The following is a 17,840-nucleotide window of genomic DNA, read 5'->3' on the forward strand; positions in this document are numbered from 1 at the left end:
CTGCTTCCTTAGCTTTGTCCTTAGCCACTGGATTAACTGCTGCTACTGCGGCAATTCCGTCTGCTTGCGCTTTGTCCACGCCTGCTTGGTCGCTTGCTGCGTCAATGGCTTGGATAGCTTTGTCTGCTGCTTGCTTAGCTTGATCTTTCGCTGCTGCTTTTTCTTCTTTTGTTGCATTTGGAGTGTTGTCAATTGCTGCTAATTTATCTGCTAATTTTTTCGCTAAGTCTGCTTTAGCAGCTTTCTTAACAGCTTCTAAGTCACCTGGTGTGTGGACGCCTTCAATAGCAGTAACACCTTCTGTTTTCGCTGTAGCAACTGCATCTGCATCTGCTGCTGCAGTAATTTTAGCTTTTTCTTCAGCTAATTTAGCTTCCAAGTCTTTGACTTTTTGCTCTTTTTCTGTCGATGTGAGGCTGGTGTCTGCATTGATTTCTGCCTTCTCAGTTTCTGCTGCCTTATCTAAGTCTGCTTTAGCTTTGTCCTTTCCTACTGGATTGATTGCAGTTACTTCAGAAAGTGCATCTGCCTTGGCTTGATCAACGTCACCTTGATTTTTAGCTTTCTTAGCTTTCTTAATAGCTTGGGCTGCTTTTGTGACAGCTTCTTCTACTTTTGCCTTCTCTGCATTTTTTTCGTCTTCTGATAATTCATCATTATCATCTATCTCAGCCATTTTCCTTGCTGCAGCTTCTGCTATGGCATCTACCGCCATGTCTGTTCCTATTGGATTCACATCGCCTATAGCTGTAGTTCCCTCAGTTTCCTTTTCGGTAACCTCATCTTGAGAGTTGGCATTCGTGATGGCCTGCTTAGCTTTGTCCGCTGCCGCTTGGGCTTGTTGCTTAGCCGCTTCTTTTTCTCTTGGACTTAGCTTGTTATTGTTGTCAATCTCTTCTTCTTTTTCTTTAAGCTTAGCATCTACTGCTTCCTTAGCTTTGTCTTTTCCTACTGGGTTCACATTGCCTATAGCTGCAGTTCCCTCAGCTTCCTTCATGTTGACATCATCTTGGGTCTGAGCATCCGTGATGGCTTGCTTAGCTTTGTCCGCTGCCGCTTTAGCTTGTTGCTTAGCCTCTGCTTTTTCTCTTGGACTTAGCTTGCTATTGTTGTCAATCGCTTTTTCTTTTTCTTTAAGCTTATCTTCTATTGCTTTTATAGCTTTGTCTTTTCCTACTGGATTGATTGCAGTTACTTCAGAGATTACTTCTGTTTTGGCTTGTTCAACTCCGTCTTGATTTTTAGTTTCCTTAGCTTTCCTAATAGCTTGGCCTGCTTTTCTGACAGCTTCCGCTACTTCTTCCTTGGCTGCATTTTTTTCGTCTTCTGATAATGTTTCATCATCCTCTATCTCAGCCATTTTCACTGCTGCAGCTTCTGCTATTGCATTGACTGCATTCTCTGTTCCTATTGGATTCACATCGCCTATAGCTTTAGTTCCCTCAGTTTGCTTATTGGTAACTTCATCTTGAGAGTTGGCATTCGTAATAGCTTGCTTAGCGTCCTCTGCTGCTTTCTTCGCTGCGTCCTTAGCTTTGTCTTTTTCGGCCGGACTTAACTTGTCATTTTTGTCAATCTCTGCTTCTTTTTCTTTAAGCTTATCTGCTATTGCTTTTTTAGCTTTGTCTTTAGCCACTGGGTTGATTGCAGTTACTTCAGAGATTGCAGTTGTTTGAGCATTATCAACTTCATTTTGATTTTTAGCTTTCTTAGCTTTCTTAATAGCTTGGCCTGCTTTTGTGACCGCTGCCTCTAGTTTTGCCTTAGCTGCCTTCTTCTCGTCTTCTGATAATTTATCATTATCCTCTATTTCAGCCATTTTCCTTGCTGCAGCTTCTGCTATTGCATTTACTGCATTCTCTGTTCCTATTGGATTCACATCGCCTATAGCTGCAGTTCCCTCAGCTTCCTGCTTGGTAACTTCATCTTGGGTCTGAGCATCCGTGATAGCTTTCTTAGCTTTGTCCGCTTCCGCTTTAGCTTCTGCTTTCGCTGCTGTTTTTTCTGCTTCTGAAAGTTTGCTGTTCGCTTCAATCGCTTTTTCTTTTTCTGCCAATGCTGCGGCTACTGCGGCTTTCGCATTATCTTTTATTTGCTGCCCTTCGTTCAACTGTTTCTGTTTTTCTAGTGCCTCTTCCACTACTGTTTTATACTCACTAGTACTAGCTCCAGAATCAATCTTTTCCTTAATTTTTTGTAATTTTTCTTCATAAGCAGCCTTGGTTTCAGGAGTAGACCATTTTGTATCTTCGTCTCTTTGTGCTATTAATTTATCATAAACTTTTTGAGATAAATCCTTGGCTACTTTGCTAGTGTCCTGAGTAACCTTAAATCCTTCTCCGGTAACTGGCAAAGCATAATGTTTCCAGTCAATTTGATATCCCATACCTAAACGACTATTATCCGCTGAACTAATACGAACTGTATATTCAGTGTATCCTTCAGGTATATCAATGAGTTTACTCTTAAATTTTCCAGGTTCACCTGATGGCATATTACCAGAAATCTCTAACATTTTATTATACTCTTCTTTACGACCTGATCTTGAGGCGGAAAAATATTGTTTATTATGTGTTTCTTTTGCTGCTGTTAACGTCATATTTTGAGAACTAGACTTAGAAGGATCAAAAGTAACACTATAAAGACTTTCGCCTTGCAATTGTTCTGACTTTTTAGCTATCAGTTCAACTTTATAATTTGCTTTTTTTCCATCGATATCTCCAGTATATCCTGTTTTAAATTCAATAGTTACTTTCGTTCCTATCTTTGGTGTATAAACTTTAAATGTTTTTTCTATCCCATTAAAACCTTCCAAACCTCTAGCAAACTCGTTACCTTCTCCAGTAGATTTATAAGGTTGTTTATCAAATGTCTGACTACTCATAGTGGCTTTAGTTCTAACCTCGGATAAAAGAAGTATGTAATCACTAGTACGATCAAAAACAGACTCTCTAATCCACGTCAAATTTTTACCATTATTATTACGGTCAAACACCGTATTAACTGTTTCAATCGGAAATACTCCTGCATCAGTTTTTTTTGCTATAGCGAATTTCCCATCAGTAGAACCACCTGAAGTTATAGCTTTCCAACCACCAAATTCTGTTATTTCTTTTACTTTTCCAGCTTCAACTCTCGTTGCTGCACCCAATTCATTCATATTATTAATTTTTGTATTATTTTGGATATCGCTTGGTAATTGTTCGAGCTTTTTTTGTAACTCATCTAATCCAGCACCATCCCCTGGAGCTTCATAAGTCTGATTTGCAGCTGGGTCTTCATCGGTTGGAGTCGCTGTTGGGGCAGGTGTATCACGTCTTTTACGTACTTTTGGCTTGCTGCTTGCTTCTTCTAATCTTGTACCTTCACCTTCAGATTTTGGAGAGCTAGAGTCCCCACTCACAGAGTCTTCATCCGATTGAGTTTTTGTTGTAGTTTCGCTTCTTTCAGATGAGTTGACTTCTTCCTCTTTGGTCCCTGGATGACTCTCTTGCTTGCCTTCATCTCCTGCTTCAGTATTGGTTGCAGATCCTTGTTCCTTTGCAGCAGGAGCAGCGTAGGTTGGCTGCTGTTCCTCTGTTTCCGAATCCTTATCAGCTGCCACCTCCTCATTTGACTGTACGGCCTGCGCTTCCGCAGCAGATACCGCTCCACTTCCCATAAAGAGATACAGCGCCGCCACGGCTACCGAGGCCGCTCCAAAACTAACCTTCCGAATCGAAAAACGTAATTGTTTTTCTCTATCGTCCTTCTCACTATAAAACATATTAGATGTTCCCCTTTTTAGTTTAAATTTTTTCAAGTGTAATTACTGAGTCCATAACTGTAACACAATGCAAAGGTTTGCCTTGTTAATCAAAAATTCACTCAATCATTCAACCTGATATGACTAAACTATTATACCTTAAATTACTTTAAAAAGATAATCATTTGACTTCTTTATCTCACTTAGTATCAAGAAAAAGACAGCCTATCCACATATATATATATATATATATGGATAGGCTCTACAAAGCTATTCTATCAAGCTTCCTGACGATTCTGTCTTGAGAAACATATACAAATCAAGGTTTTATTACAATTTGATAACATTTTAGTTACGGTTTGTTTCGAAGTGTTTCCCCCTGATGTTAAGCACATCAAAAGCTAATTGATAAAAACAAATCCTAGCATTGTATGATTAAAAAGCCGCTCTTCTGTAGTAGCCACGCCATACCCTCTTTTTAATCATTTATGGATAAAACTAAATCATAGGCCAGTTTATAGATTCTAACCCCTTGCTTAGGGATTCTTATAGATTAGATTATTAGCTAGCCAGCTCCAGTTTTTCTAAGATCACTACTTCTCTTAGGCTTACTTGATTTACAAATGACCTAACTAGCTAACTCCGAAATCACTGTATTTTATCGAACCCTATCTAGGAGATAGAGAGTTACAAAAAACTCCAACCATGGCTTGCGAACCTTGTCTTTGCTGGTTTCTCTGTATTTTTTTAGGGCTTATTTGTATTTTTTCAATAGCTCCTCAAACTCAGCGACGGTTATGCCCAACTGCTGGCTAGCAACCTCAGAAGTCAGAAGACCTTGGCGGACTAGATTTACTAAACCTACTTTTAATCCCTGTTCAAGCCCCTCTGCACGACCTCTCTCCAACCCTTTTTCTTCAGCTTGTTCCAAGGCATAGTCCTGTGCTAATAAGGCTTGTTCTTCTCGCATACGTAGTTGACTAAACATCTCCCTGTCCTCCTCGGACCAGCTCTTGTAATCTAGCAGTTGGTCTGCTTGGCTGATGGCTCGCTCAGGTTCTTGGGTAAAGGGTTTATTCCCGAAAAACTCCAACCATGGCTTGCGAACCTCGTCTTTGCTGGTTTCTCTGTATTTTTTTAGTTCCAAGAATGCCATCTTAACCAGATGGTTTTCCTGTCCATTGTTTGTAATTGTTAAAACCTCACCTGTCCTATCCTCTCGCATGCTAAAACTATGAAAAGCCAAGTCATCTGAGAAGTAGTTACTATCCACAATTGCGATAGCGTATACTGGTGAGATGTGTTTATAACTCTGATGAGTATCACCTTCTCGTTGACGAATTTTTTCAAGATTTTGATTGACCTGACTGCAAAGGTAAGCCCACAGGCGATTGATGAAAAAATTCTGATGATGGACTTGAATCTCAATGATTACTTGAGTACCATTATCTAGTTCAGCTAAAACATCTATACTGGTATAGAAATCCTGAGCCGAGTAGGGCAGGGAAGGCAAGACGTGAATGTTACTTCCCTCCAAAATGGTCACATTTTTGGCTGGTAAATCCAGCATATCGTGAATAAATTGACAAGTGATTTCCGGATTGCTAAAAATCTTCTTAGCAACCAAATCATTGGTCGGGCTAATGCCCGGATGACGTACAGTCATATTGCTTCTCCTTTCATTATAGCACATTTTTTAATCTAGATTTGATTATTCTATTTATTTATTCGAAAAAGAGAGGAAAATACAGTCAAGATATGGTCACAAATTTAAAATTTTATAGTGAAATGAAAAAATAAGAACAGGGCAAATCTATCAGGACAGTCAAATCTATTTCTAACAATGTTTTAAAAGTAGAGGTGTACTATTCTAGTTTCAATCTACTATACCATTATTTTCTCCGATTTCTTGATAGTTTATAAAAAAGCAGGCCATTAAAGCCTGCTTTACTATTGATTCTTATATACATTTCCTGTGAAGAAGGAAAGGCATTTCTGATAACTTATTCTTCATCCATGCTCAAGACGCTGAGGAAGGCTTCTTGTGGGACTTCAACTGATCCAATAGCTTTCATACGTTTCTTACCAGCTTTTTGTTTTTCAAGGAGTTTACGTTTACGAGAAACATCACCACCATAACATTTAGCAAGTACGTTCTTACGAAGGGCCTTAATATCAGTACGAGCGACAATCTTGTGTCCAATTGCTGCTTGGATTGGAACCTCAAATTGTTGGCGAGGGATGATTTTCTTGAGCTTATCAACGATGAGTTTCCCACGTTCGTAGGCAAAATCCTTGTGAACGATAAAGCTGAGGGCATCCACCTTGTCTCCGTTGAGAAGGATGTCCATTTTGACCAGCTTAGATGGACGATACTCTGACAATTCGTAGTCAAAGCTAGCGTAACCTCGTGTCGAAGACTTAAGCTTATCAAAGAAGTCAAAGACGATTTCAGCCAGTGGAATTTGATAGATAACATTGACACGGTTATCATCGATATAATCCATAGTCACAAAGTCCCCACGCTTACGCTGAGCTAGCTCCATCACTGCTCCAACAAACTCTTGCGGTACCATGATTTGCGCCTTGACATAAGGCTCTTCAATGGTCGCAATCTTGGTTGGATCTGGGAACTCAGATGGGTTGGACACATCCATAGACTCACCGTCGGTCAAATTAACCTTATAGATAACGGATGGAGCTGTCATGATGAGGTCAATATTGAACTCACGCTCTAAACGTTCCTGGATAACATCCATATGGAGAAGTCCAAGAAATCCACAACGGAAACCAAATCCAAGTGCCTGAGATGTTTCTGGTTCAAACTGAAGACTAGCATCATTCAGTTGCAATTTTTCAAGGGCTTCACGCAGGTCATTGTACTTGTTTGACTCGATAGGATAGAGACCCGCAAAGACCATAGGATTCATCTGCTTGTAGCCATGTAATGGCTCTGTTGCAGGATTGGTTGCCAAGGTAACGGTATCCCCCACACGAGTATCCTGAACCGTCTTGATAGAAGCCGCAATATAACCAACATCACCAGTCGCAAGAAAATCACGACCAACTGCTTTGGGTGTAAAAATACCGACTTCGGTCACATCAAAGGTCTTGCCATTGCTCATAAGCTGAATCTTATCGCCAGGTTTAACCACTCCATCCATGACACGCACTTGGAGGATAACCCCACGGTAGGCATCGTAAACTGAGTCAAAAATCAAGGCCTTGAGTGGCGCCGTCACATCACCCGTTGGTGCTGGTACTTTTTCTACAATTTGCTCTAGAATTTCTTCTATACCTATACCAGCCTTGGCAGAAGCCAAAACTGCTTCACTGGCATCTAGGCCGATGACATCTTCAATCTCTGTACGCACTCGCTCAGGGTCTGCAGCAGGCAGGTCAATTTTGTTAATGACTGGCATGATTTCCAAATCATTATCCAAGGCCAGATAAACGTTGGCAAGGGTTTGAGCCTCAATCCCTTGGGCAGCATCGACCACCAAAATCGCTCCCTCACAGGCAGCTAGCGAACGGGAAACTTCATAGGTGAAGTCTACGTGTCCTGGTGTGTCAATCAAGTGAAAAATATAAGTTTCCCCATCTTTTGCAGTATAATTGAGCTCGATGGCATTTAACTTAATGGTAATCCCACGTTCCCGTTCTAAATCCATACTATCCAAAAGCTGAGCTTGCATTTCACGACTGGAGACTGTCTCAGTTTTTTCCAAAATGCGGTCTGCTAGAGTCGACTTCCCGTGGTCAATATGGGCGATAATAGAGAAGTTACGGATCTTCTCCTGTCGTTTTTTCAATTCTTCTAAGTTCATGAGTCTCTTCCTTTCAGGGTATCTATTTATTATAAATTGTTTTTGATATTTTGACAAGACCATCCCCTGCTAGGAGTACTAATCTTCAGCGACAAAGCCGTCATTTTCGATAAAGTGGTGTTCTGTCATCCCTTGGTCTGTAAAGACAATCCCATGAAGGACACCACCATAAACAGCTCCTCCATCCATTCCAATCTTACCATCTTCTGTAGTCCAAAGCTCAGCTGTACCACGCTCTTGCTGTAACAAGCCATAAACTGGTGTATGACCGAAGACAATGGTTTTTCCAGTATGATTTTCGGCTTCGTGGAATGGTTTTCTAAGCCATACTTTCTTGTAATCTGTGGTTTCATGCCAGTCGTCCAAGGTCAGATCAATACCAGCATGTACAAAGATATACTTGTCTGTCTCTACTACAAATGGCATTTGACGAATGAATTCGACCAAGTCTGCCGCTTCAGTAGCAACCCGCTTGGCATCCTCAATCCCGTCAACTGGGGCATCCAAGGGACGACCTAGGATAGAGTTAATAGTTGTATCACCACCATTACGACGATAGTGGTCATAGCTTTCTTCTGGATCATCTAGCCATGTCAAAAACATATACTCGTGGTTTCCTGACAAACAGATAGCCCCTTGATTATCCACCAAGTCCTTGACCATTTCAAGGACACGGCGACTATCTTCACCACGGTCAATTAAATCCCCTAGAAAGAGCAACCGGGTCTGACCATCCCAGGTTTTGAGAAGGTCTTCCAGCATCCCAGCTTTTCCGTGAACATCTCCAATTACATAATAGTCAGTCATCTTATTTCTCTCTGTTTCTCAACAATTCTCTGGCTTGCGTCAGGGCTGCTTCGGTCACATCATCACCTGCCAACATCTTAGCAACTTCCTCCACTCGCTCTTCGACCGTCAAAAGACGAACAGTCGAAACCGTTGAATGGTCATTACTAATCTTCTCAATAAAGAATTGATAATCCGCAATCGCAATCACTTGTGGTAAATGGGAAATAGCTAGAACCTGCCCATGTTGGCCAATCTTGTGAATCTTCTGTGCAATAGCTTGAGCTACACGACCTGAAACTCCTGTGTCCACCTCATCAAAGACTATGCTGGTCTTGCCTTCTTTACGTGAAAAGGCAGACTTAATGGCTAACATGAGACGAGATAATTCCCCTCCAGAAGCAACCTTAACCAAGGGTTTAAAGTCTTCTCCAGGGTTGGTTGAAATATAAAACTCAACCATTTCATTTCCCTCACGACTGAATTTTCCCTTACTAAAACGAACCTGAAACTGGGCTTTTTCCATATAAAGGTCTTGCAGTTCTTGTTTAATCTCTGCTTCGAGCTGCTGAGCCAAGTCATGACGAGCAGAGGCAAGTTGACCAGCCAAATCAACAAGATTGACTTCCAATTTCTTAAGCTCTGCTTCCATGTCCTCAGATGAAAGGTTATTGCCTGTCAAGAGATTATATTCTTCCCTAATCTTGGCAAAATAAAGCAAGACATCGTCTACAGTCCCACCGTACTTACGGGTAATAGTATGAAGGAGATCCAAACGATTCTCAACCTGCATGAGACGATTGCCGTCAAAATCAAGGTCCTCAATAATAGCTTCCAAACGTTTGCTAATGTCTTCTAAGACATAGTAGGTCTCAGACAGTGAGCTTGAAATTTCACGGTATTCAGGGTCATACTCTTCGACACTTTCCATGTCATTCATGGCTGAACGAACATTGGCCAGACTTGAAAAGTCTTCATTGTCCAACATACTGTAGGCATTGGTCAGTGTATCCGCAATATTTTTATGATTGAGAAGTTTATCACGTTCTTGATTGAGAGCCAAATCTTCTCCAGCCTGCAAGTTGGCTGCCTCAATCTCTGCCATTTGAAATTCCAACATTTCGATACGTGCCTTATGTTCTTGTTGGTTTTTCTTGACTTCCAGAACCTGCTTACGCATTTTACGGTAGGCATCAAAACTCGTTTGATAGGTTTCTTTTAAGTCCCAAAAGGCTGTATCACCAAATTCATCCAGCATCTGGATATGCAGTTGGGGACGCATTAACTCTTCTTGATCATGCTGACCATGTATATCCACAAGATGTTGCCCAATAGCACGCAAAACAGACAGATTAACCATCTGGCCATTGACACGACTAATACTCCGACCATTTTGCAAGATTTCCCGACGGATGATAATTTCATCACCTAATTCTAAACCTTGCTCATCAAAAATTTCCTGTAAAAGACGACTATTCTCAACTGAGAAAAGCCCCTCAATCTCTGCCTTTGGTGCACCATGACGAATAACATCTGTCGTCGCACGAGCTCCCAACATCATATTCATGGCATCAATGATAATCGACTTCCCTGCGCCTGTTTCACCAGTCAGGACTGTCATCCCCTTTTCAAAATGGAGGGAAATAGCCTCAATAATGGCAAAGTTTTTTATCGAAATTTCAAGTAACATATAGACCTACCATTTTTTTACTTGTTCAAAGATTTCCTCAGCTAGACTTTCACTTCTGGCCATGACTAAAATCGAACTATCATCAGCCAAACAGCTGAAAATCTTATCCGCAAAAGTCTCAATTAACTGAGCTTTTACAAAAGCTGTATTTCCTGGAATAACTTGGAGATTGATCATCTTGTCCATCAATTGAGCCGATTCGATATTATATTCAGCTAGTTGCAAACTTTTTACGATTGATTTTGGCAATTCATAGACATAGGTGTTGTCTCTCAAAGGAATTTTGACAATGCCTAGCTCTTTGATATCACGTGATACTGTCGCCTGAGTGGCAGTGATGCCTGCCTCTTTCAAATGTTCTACAATTTCTTCTTGTGTACCGATTTGATAATCTGTCACAAATCGTCTAATTTTTTCAAGTCTCTCTTTTTTATTCATTTTTAAATTGACTATGCGCCCTTTCTACTATTTCTTCAATCTCAGCAAGAACCTGATTGCTTGCTGACTCTTCTTTTTTCAAATACGCTAAAAACTCGATATTTCCATGTCCACCTTGGATGGGAGAAAAATCCAATCCAAGGACTGAAAAGCCTTCCTCTACTGCCATAGCTGTGACAGATTCAAGGACATTCTGATGAACCTTGGCATCTCGAATAATTCCATTTTTCCCAATCTGCTCTCGACCTGCCTCAAACTGAGGTTTAACCAGAGCCACGACCTGACCTTGATCAGATAACACACAGTACAAGGCTGGCAAAATCAGACTAAGGGAAATGAAACTCACATCAATACTGGCAAAGCACGGCTCCTGCTTGAAATCGGTCTTTTCAGCATAGCGGAAATTAAACTGCTCCATGCTGACAACTCGTGGGTCTTGGCGTAGTTTCCAAGACAATTGATTGGTACCAACATCAACTGCAAAGACAAGTTCAGCACCATTTTGCAACATGACATCGGTAAAACCTCCAGTAGAGGCACCGATATCAATCGTTGTAGCTCCTTCCACTGACAAATCAAAGACCTGCAAGGCCTTTTCCAGTTTCAAGCCACCACGGCTGACATACTTGAGTTTCTCCCCCTTGAGTTTTAACTCAGTGTCGTCCGGGATTTTCTCTCCTGGTTTGTCAAACCGTTCTCCATTCAAGACTGCTAGGACTAGACCAGCCATGACACCGCGCTTGGCCTGTTCTCGCGTTTCAAACAAGCCCTGTTTATAAGCTAGTACATCCACTCTTTCCTTAGCCATTGATTCTCAAACTTTCTACTACTTCTACAATCGATTCTATCTCAAAGGGAATCTGCTGGGCAATGTCGTGTAATTTGGCATTAGCTTGATCCAGGGTTTGGTTACAAAAGGCAATGGCCTCTTCCAAGCCCAACAAGGCAGGATAGGTTGATTTTTCAGCCTGCAGATCCTTTTGAGGTGTCTTGCCGATCTCCTCAAAACTGGCAGTCACATCCAGTACATCATCTCGAACTTGAAAAGCAAGTCCAATCAATTCACCTACAGTTTTCAGTTTTGCCTGCATCTCAGGTGCCAATTCGGCTATAATAGCAGCTGCTTGGAAGGGATAAGCTAGTAGTTTTCCAGTCTTATTAGCATGAATAGTCTGGAGTTCTTCCAAAGACAAATGCTGGTGTTCACCTTCCATGTCCAAAACTTGCCCTGCCACCATGCCTAGACTTCCTGAAGCAAGCGACAAATTGGCAATCAAGTCCACCTTGATCTGACTTGGCAAATCTGCCTGCGCTATCAAGGCATAAGGATCTAGGAATAAAGCATCTCCAGCCAAAATTGCCATTGCTTCGCCAAATTTCTTATGATTGGTCAAACGCCCTCGACGGTAATCATCATCATCCATGGCAGGAAGATCATCGTGAATCAAGCTCCCTGTATGAATCATTTCCAAGGCCGCAGCCACCTGTGCATGTGCTGGTTTAATAGCCACCTGCAAGGCTTCCAGAACTTCTAACAGAAGAAAAGGTCGAATACGCTTGCCACCAGCATGAATGGAATAGAGAACAGACTCTCGCAAACTAGAGGCAAACTGCTGGTCTCCATAAAAATCTTCCAAGGCTGACTCGACAAGAGCTAATTTTTCTTGCTTCTTCATTCAAAATCACTTTCTGTTCCGTCTTCTTGCATGACCTTGACCAAGGTCTTTTCAGCCTTGTCCAGCGTCGCTTGGAGCTCTTTTGACAAGACCATGCCCTTTTGAAAGGCCGCAATCGCATCTTCTAAAGCAATTTCACCATTTTCCAAACTTTGGACAATGGTCTCCAGTTCTGCTAGATTTTCCTCAAATTTCTTTTGTTTTGACATCTTTAACCTCTAATTCTACTTGACCATCTCGCATCAAAAGCGTCACTTGGTCTGTTTTCTTTAAATTCTCAACCGAATCTACAACGGACTCTTCTTTTTTGACAATAGCATAACCACGCGCCACGATTCGACTGGTATCCAACATCAGCAGGGCTTCTGAAAGTCGCTTGACTTCAGCAACCTTAGCATCATAAATCAGCGCCATTTGGCTACGTAGGAGCTTGTCCAACTGACCTAGACGGTCTTGATAACGCTGGATTTTGGTAACAGGTGATAATTGAACCAGTTGATGCGTCCTTGCTTGGACTAATTGCTTGTTATCAGAAATCCGTGTTCGCAAACTTTGTTTCAAACGCAATTGCAGTTGATCCAAGCGTTGCATATAGCCATCATACAAACGTTCTGGTTGTCTAAAGATAACAGATTGACTGCATTTTTTCAAAGCTTCTTGTTTCTTAGATAGGACATTTCGGACCGCTGTTGCCATTCGTTTTTCTTGATTTTGCAAATGAGCTAATAGATCCAACTTGGTCACAGGTGTGGCTAGTTCAGCAGCAGCCGTTGGTGTTGCAGCTCGTTTATCTGCCACAAAATCTGCCAAGGTCACATCCGTCTCATGCCCCACACTAGAAATAACTGGCAAACGAGATTCAAAAATAGCTCGTACCACAATTTCTTCGTTAAAGGCCCAGAGATCCTCAATAGAACCACCTCCACGACCAATAATGAGTAAATCCAAATCGTCCCCTTGATTAGCACGCGCAATATTTCTAGCAATTTCCTCCGCAGAGCCTTCACCTTGCACCTTAGTTGGATAAAGTAGGATATCGACGCCTGGAAATCGCCTGCTGACGGTCGTGATAATATCTCGAATCACGGCTCCACTGCGACTGGTTACTACACCAATTCTCTTAGAAAATTGGGGTAGAGCTTGCTTGAAGCGTTCTTGAAACAGGCCTTCTTCTGTCAATTTTTTCTTGAGTTGTTCAAACTGAATCGCAAGCGCCCCAACCCCATCAGGCTCAGCCTTTTCAATGATGATGGAGTAGCTACCACTTGGTTCATAGACCTGCACACGCCCAATCACATTGATTTTCATTCCTTCTTCTAGGTCGAAACCTAATTTCTGATAAACCCCAGACCAGATGGTCGCTTGAATAACTGCATAGTCATCTTTTAGGGAGAAATATTGGTGAGTAGGTCGTTTACGAAAGTTGGAAACTTGACCAGTTAAATAGACCCGTTCCAAGTATGGGTCTTTATCGAATTTCATTTTCAGATACTTGGTCAAAGTTGTTACCGATAAATACTTTTCCATCTCCACCTACTATTCATTTTCTTGCTCTTTCATGGGTATTATTATACCAAAAATATGCCTAAAAATCTCCATTTATGTACCATTATGAGGGAAAAATAGAAAAAGGAGGCAAGGCCTCCAATTCTGTTTATTTGCTATTTCGAGCTTCTTCCAAAATCTTAGCAATCTTGGTCGTCAACAGGTCGATAGCTACTGTATTGCTGACTCCCTCAGGAATGACGATATCAGCATAACGCTTAGTCGGCTCGATAAACTGATGGTACATGGGTTTAACCACACCTAGATACTGGTCAATAACGCTATCAAGGCTACGGCCACGTTCTTCCATATCGCGCTTGATACGACGAATAATGCGCACATCGTCATCCGTATCCACAAAAATCTTGATATCCATCAAATCGCGTAGACGCTTGTCCTCCAAGACCAAAATCCCCTCAACAATAAAGACATCTTGAGGTTCCTGACGATAGGTCTTGCTACTCCGTGTATGCTCTGTATAGTCATAAGTCGGGATGTCCACCGGACGCCCTGCTAACAATTCCTTCATCTGCTCAATCATCAAGTCTGTATCAAAGGCAAATGGATGGTCATAGTTGGTTTTGATACGCTCTTCAAAGGTCAAATGAGACTGATCCTTGTAATATGAATCATGCTCAATCATGGAAATCTTTTCATCAAGAAAATGCGATAAAATAGCTCTTGAAACACTGGTTTTACCACCACCAGAACCACCTGTCACTCCAATAATGATTGGTCTATTTTGCATGCTATCCTCCGTTATTTTATCCGTCGTCTATTCTATCACATTTTTTACAAAATTTATAGTCTCATCAGCAAAAAACACCAGAGTCTTCCCTCTGATGTTCGATAGTTTTAACGAAAGCCCTGTAGGGTTTGAGCAAGCATCTGCAAGAAAGCCAGTCTCCCTCTTTCCTGGCTAGGAGCTTTGGCAATCCATAAACCAAAATCAATGACAGACTTAGGTGCCTGGTAATGATGCGTCATGAGGTAAAGCGACAACCCTTGACTCAAATTGGCCATGACCGATTGGTATTTTTCATTTCTGTCTAAATTTTGTATAGCAAGACGAAACAGGTGACTCAACTCACTATTTTCATTTATTTCTTTTTGTTGAAGAAGTTGCTCCACCCTTTCTCGAAACTCATTTTGCATCATGGAATTATCACACCAAATCCTGGTCTAGGTGCCCATGGACCATAATTAATCCAGCCATTGACTATTACACTTCCCGTGTACCCCCAAAACTCTCCATGATTGATACTGCATTTTGCTCGACCTTTAACGTCTACACAATATACTCCTGGGCCTGAGTTCCCACCAGAACCTGTAATGGACTCTAAATATTTATCTGAAAGAATTTTAAATTGCTTCATTTCACACCTCTAAATTTCTATATAGATTATTTGAGTATCTACAACTCGCAACAATTGGAATATTATAATTCCCAAAACTATTCTACTATTAGTATGGGGTTTTATCAAGCAATTGTTATCTATCACCCGATTTTTATTCCTAAAGGATCTAGCTAAAAACCTTCCTTGGCTTGTAGAGTTTGTCCCGTTTTTCTAGAATGGCTAACAATGTATCATCTTCAAAGGCAGCCAGTTCTTTGTCCGTTTGGTCTAGCTCAATAAAACGACCAAAGCGAACTTCTGTAGCTTCTTCTGGACTTAGGAAAACTTTGACAAGATCACCTGTCCCAATCTCTATAGGATGGAGAAAGTCCAATTGGCCAGCCTCTACTTTTTCAGCAATTTCCTCCAAGGTCAGTGCGTCTTCTAATTGTAAGCCAGCAGCACTAGTACGAGTTAACTGAGACATATGAGCCGCATAACCAAGCTTTTCACCCAAATCAACTGACAAAGTACGGATGTAAGTCCCTTTACTGCATTTTACACGAAAAGTGAATCGGGCAAGTTGGCCATCATAAGAAATCGGACTTGTTCGCTCAAATTGATAAATGGTCACCTGACGTTCTGGACGCTCCACTTCCTGACCAGCACGCGCATACTCATAGAGCTTGCGACCATTAACCTTAACTGCCGAATACATAGGGGGAATCTGAGTAATAGGCCCAGTCAAGCTCGCAATCGCTTCATCAACAAGCTTTTCATCCAAGGGAGACAAAACAGAGGTTTCTGCGACCACTTCCCCACTAGCATCCTCAGTCGTCGTGGAATAGCCCAGAGTGATTTCCCCCTCATAGATCTTACCCTCGTCCTGCATAAACTCAACCATGCGGGTCGCCTTGCCAACCGCAATGGGCAAAACACCCACTACATCTGGATCCAAGGTCCCACCATGACCAATTTTCTTGGTGCCCAAAATCTTACGCAGTTTAAAAACCGCATCATGCGAGGTCATTCCTGCTTCTTTTTTTAAGTTGATAATACCGTTCATTTTTGCTTTCTACTCCCCCTTCAATGCTTCAAATTTCGCTTTCATGGTTGGATTTTTCCGGGTCAATTTTTTAACAGAGACATCTTCCAATTTGTTGTTAGCTAAACGGAGTTGGTTTTCAGATGTGGTCAGGAATTTCTTAACCTCTTCCATGCGTTTGATGGCCTTGTCGATTTCATCAATAGCTTTTCCAAAGTTGGTCGAAGCTGAATTATAGTTCTTAGCAAAGGCTAGTTTAAAAGCATCCAAGTCTTCCTCAAAATGTGTAATGTCGATATTTTGCTCGCGAACAAGCGCTAACTCCTGCTTGTATTTTAAAGAATTAAGAGCCGCATTACGTAAGAGCCCAATCAACTGAATAAAGAATTGAGGACGAACCACATACATCTTTTCATACTCGTGACTGACGTCAACAATCCCTGTGTTAAAGTAGTCGTTATCGGCCTCAAGCATGGTCACTAAAACGGCATATTCACAGTTCTTCTCCCGACGGTCCTTGTCCAATTCCTTGTAAAAATCTGCATTCTTGTGCTTCTTCTCTGTTCCGTCAGCTTCATTCTTCATCTCAAACATAATGGAGATAATCTCTACCTCATTTTCATCACACTCACGGAAGATGAAGTCTCCCTTAGACCCACGCGCAGAGACTTTGTTATCCTTCTCAAAGTAGGCATTTGGAAAGGCGAAACTACGGACCTTGTTAAACTCACTCTCTGCATACTGTTCTAGGCTTTCCCCAATGGCTTTTGTAGATTGTTGAGCCTTAAAATTCTTATAAAACTCGACTTGTTCACTAGCTGCTTTAAGCTGGGCTTCATAGTTTTGCTTAACAGAAGCCAAAGACAACTCATTTTCCTTTTCTTGCAAGAGGAGCTGATTTTTGACCTGAACATGTTCTTTTTCTAGGTCAGAAAGGGTCTTTTGCAGTTGATTTTCATGCTCTAAACGCAAAGTGGCCAATTGGTTCTCCAAAGCCTGTACTTCCTTGTCCTTAGCCAAGAGGGCCTGATGGCTTGTCTGTTCAACTTCTTTCTTGGCCAATTCTTTTTCTGTATCAAAGTTTTGGATCTGACTCTGTAATTGCGCAATTTCTTGATCCTTCTGAGCCAGTTTAGTCTGTTGCTCATTCATAGCCTTTTGCTCAGCCAAGGCCAGTTCTTGCCTCATCCTATCGTGTAGTTCCTTATCAAACTCTGCCGTTCTCACTTGGGACAAAAGTTCAGCATACTGGCTTTCATTTACTGTAAAGACTTCCCCACAGTTGGGACATTTGATTTCGTTCATTACATTCCTCTTTCTAGACTTCTGTAACCATTATATCATGCCTGAAGGAAAATCAAAAACAGTGAGTCAAAACCCACTGTTTATCTTCTGTTACTTTAAATTTTTTCCAAGGCCAAGCGCAAGTCTCCAATCAAATCTTCTACATTTTCAAGACCGATAGACAAGTGGATTTGGTTTGGTGTGACACCTGCTGCTTCTAGGTCTTTTTCTGACAATTGACCATGAGTGGTTGTTGCTGGATGGACAACAAGCGATTTAGCATCTGCCACGTTTGCAAGATCAGAAAAGATTTCTAAATGATCAATGACCTTGCGGGCTTCTGCCTCCCCACCTTTGACATGGAAGGTAAAGATGGAGCCGAAACCTTTTGGCAAGTATAGTAGATTGAAACTAGAATAGTACACATATACTTCTAAAACATTGTTAGAAATCGATTTGACTGTCCT

At 41.5% G+C, this 17,840-nt stretch carries 15 protein-coding genes (1 of these 15 running past the window's edge); all 15 read right to left on the minus strand.

The features are described 5' to 3' along the window. A protein-coding gene (locus HT699_RS00950) for a DUF1542 domain-containing protein (RefSeq protein WP_172934030.1) crosses the window boundary here: on the minus strand, positions 1-3,766 show its 5' portion. It extends 296 nt beyond the left edge of the window; the window shows 3,766 of its 4,062 coding nt (coding positions 1-3,766); it begins with the start codon at positions 3,764-3,766; the stop codon falls past the left edge of the window. A gap of 733 nt (positions 3,767-4,499) precedes the next feature. Further along, complete coding sequence (locus HT699_RS00955) at positions 4,500-5,411, minus strand: Rpn family recombination-promoting nuclease/putative transposase (protein ID WP_172934031.1); 912 nt, start codon at positions 5,409-5,411, stop codon at positions 4,500-4,502. Between the two features lie 337 nt (positions 5,412-5,748). After that, positions 5,749-7,572: a translation elongation factor 4 gene (gene lepA / locus HT699_RS00960; RefSeq protein WP_001047210.1), complete on the minus strand. Its 1,824-nt coding sequence runs from the start codon at positions 7,570-7,572 to the stop codon at positions 5,749-5,751. A 78-nt stretch (positions 7,573-7,650) separates the two neighbouring features. Continuing rightward, positions 7,651-8,379, minus strand: coding sequence for a metallophosphoesterase family protein (locus HT699_RS00965; RefSeq protein ID WP_172934032.1), 729 nt, complete (start codon positions 8,377-8,379; stop codon positions 7,651-7,653). Position 8,380: 1 nt separating this feature from the next. Then, positions 8,381-10,048, minus strand: a complete 1,668-nt coding sequence (gene recN, locus HT699_RS00970) for a DNA repair protein RecN (RefSeq protein WP_100104453.1) — start codon at positions 10,046-10,048, stop codon at positions 8,381-8,383. Positions 10,049-10,054: 6 nt separating this feature from the next. Further along, positions 10,055-10,486 (minus strand): arginine repressor, encoded by a 432-nt coding sequence (locus tag HT699_RS00975; protein WP_001034403.1) that lies wholly within the window; start codon positions 10,484-10,486, stop codon positions 10,055-10,057. Continuing rightward, entirely contained in the window at positions 10,479-11,294 is an 816-nt protein-coding gene (locus HT699_RS00980) for a TlyA family RNA methyltransferase (RefSeq protein ID WP_100104454.1), read from the minus strand. The genes HT699_RS00975 and HT699_RS00980 overlap by 8 nt, the downstream gene beginning before the upstream one ends. Then, entirely contained in the window at positions 11,287-12,162 is an 876-nt protein-coding gene (locus HT699_RS00985) for a polyprenyl synthetase family protein (protein WP_172934033.1), read from the minus strand. The genes HT699_RS00980 and HT699_RS00985 overlap by 8 nt, the downstream gene beginning before the upstream one ends. After that, the gene (locus tag HT699_RS00990) at positions 12,159-12,371 is read right to left on the minus strand and encodes an exodeoxyribonuclease VII small subunit (protein ID WP_000043226.1); all 213 of its coding nucleotides are present in this window, start codon (positions 12,369-12,371) and stop codon (positions 12,159-12,161) included. The genes HT699_RS00985 and HT699_RS00990 overlap by 4 nt, the downstream gene beginning before the upstream one ends. Continuing rightward, the gene (gene xseA / locus HT699_RS00995; protein WP_172934034.1) at positions 12,349-13,689 is read right to left on the minus strand and encodes an exodeoxyribonuclease VII large subunit; all 1,341 of its coding nucleotides are present in this window, start codon (positions 13,687-13,689) and stop codon (positions 12,349-12,351) included. The genes HT699_RS00990 and xseA overlap by 23 nt, the downstream gene beginning before the upstream one ends. A 127-nt stretch (positions 13,690-13,816) precedes the next feature. Then, a complete protein-coding gene (gene udk / locus HT699_RS01000) occupies positions 13,817-14,455 on the minus strand; it encodes a uridine kinase (RefSeq protein ID WP_001181364.1) in 639 nt (212 codons plus the stop codon). Positions 14,456-14,562: 107 nt separating this feature from the next. Then, positions 14,563-14,865: a bacteriocin immunity protein gene (locus HT699_RS01005; RefSeq protein ID WP_000983427.1), complete on the minus strand. Its 303-nt coding sequence runs from the start codon at positions 14,863-14,865 to the stop codon at positions 14,563-14,565. Between the two features lie 366 nt (positions 14,866-15,231). Next, positions 15,232-16,110, minus strand: coding sequence for a tRNA pseudouridine(55) synthase TruB (truB, locus tag HT699_RS01010; protein ID WP_001013263.1), 879 nt, complete (start codon positions 16,108-16,110; stop codon positions 15,232-15,234). Positions 16,111-16,119: 9 nt separating this feature from the next. After that, the gene (locus HT699_RS01015) at positions 16,120-17,394 is read right to left on the minus strand and encodes a DUF2130 domain-containing protein (protein ID WP_001002630.1); all 1,275 of its coding nucleotides are present in this window, start codon (positions 17,392-17,394) and stop codon (positions 16,120-16,122) included. Positions 17,395-17,489: 95 nt separating this feature from the next. Continuing rightward, on the minus strand, positions 17,490-17,840 hold a 351-nt coding region (locus tag HT699_RS01020), incomplete at its 5' end, for a PLP-dependent transferase (protein ID WP_240149873.1).

This window comes from Streptococcus sp. 1055 (genome assembly GCF_013276815.1).
GTDB lineage: Bacteria > Bacillota > Bacilli > Lactobacillales > Streptococcaceae > Streptococcus > Streptococcus pseudopneumoniae.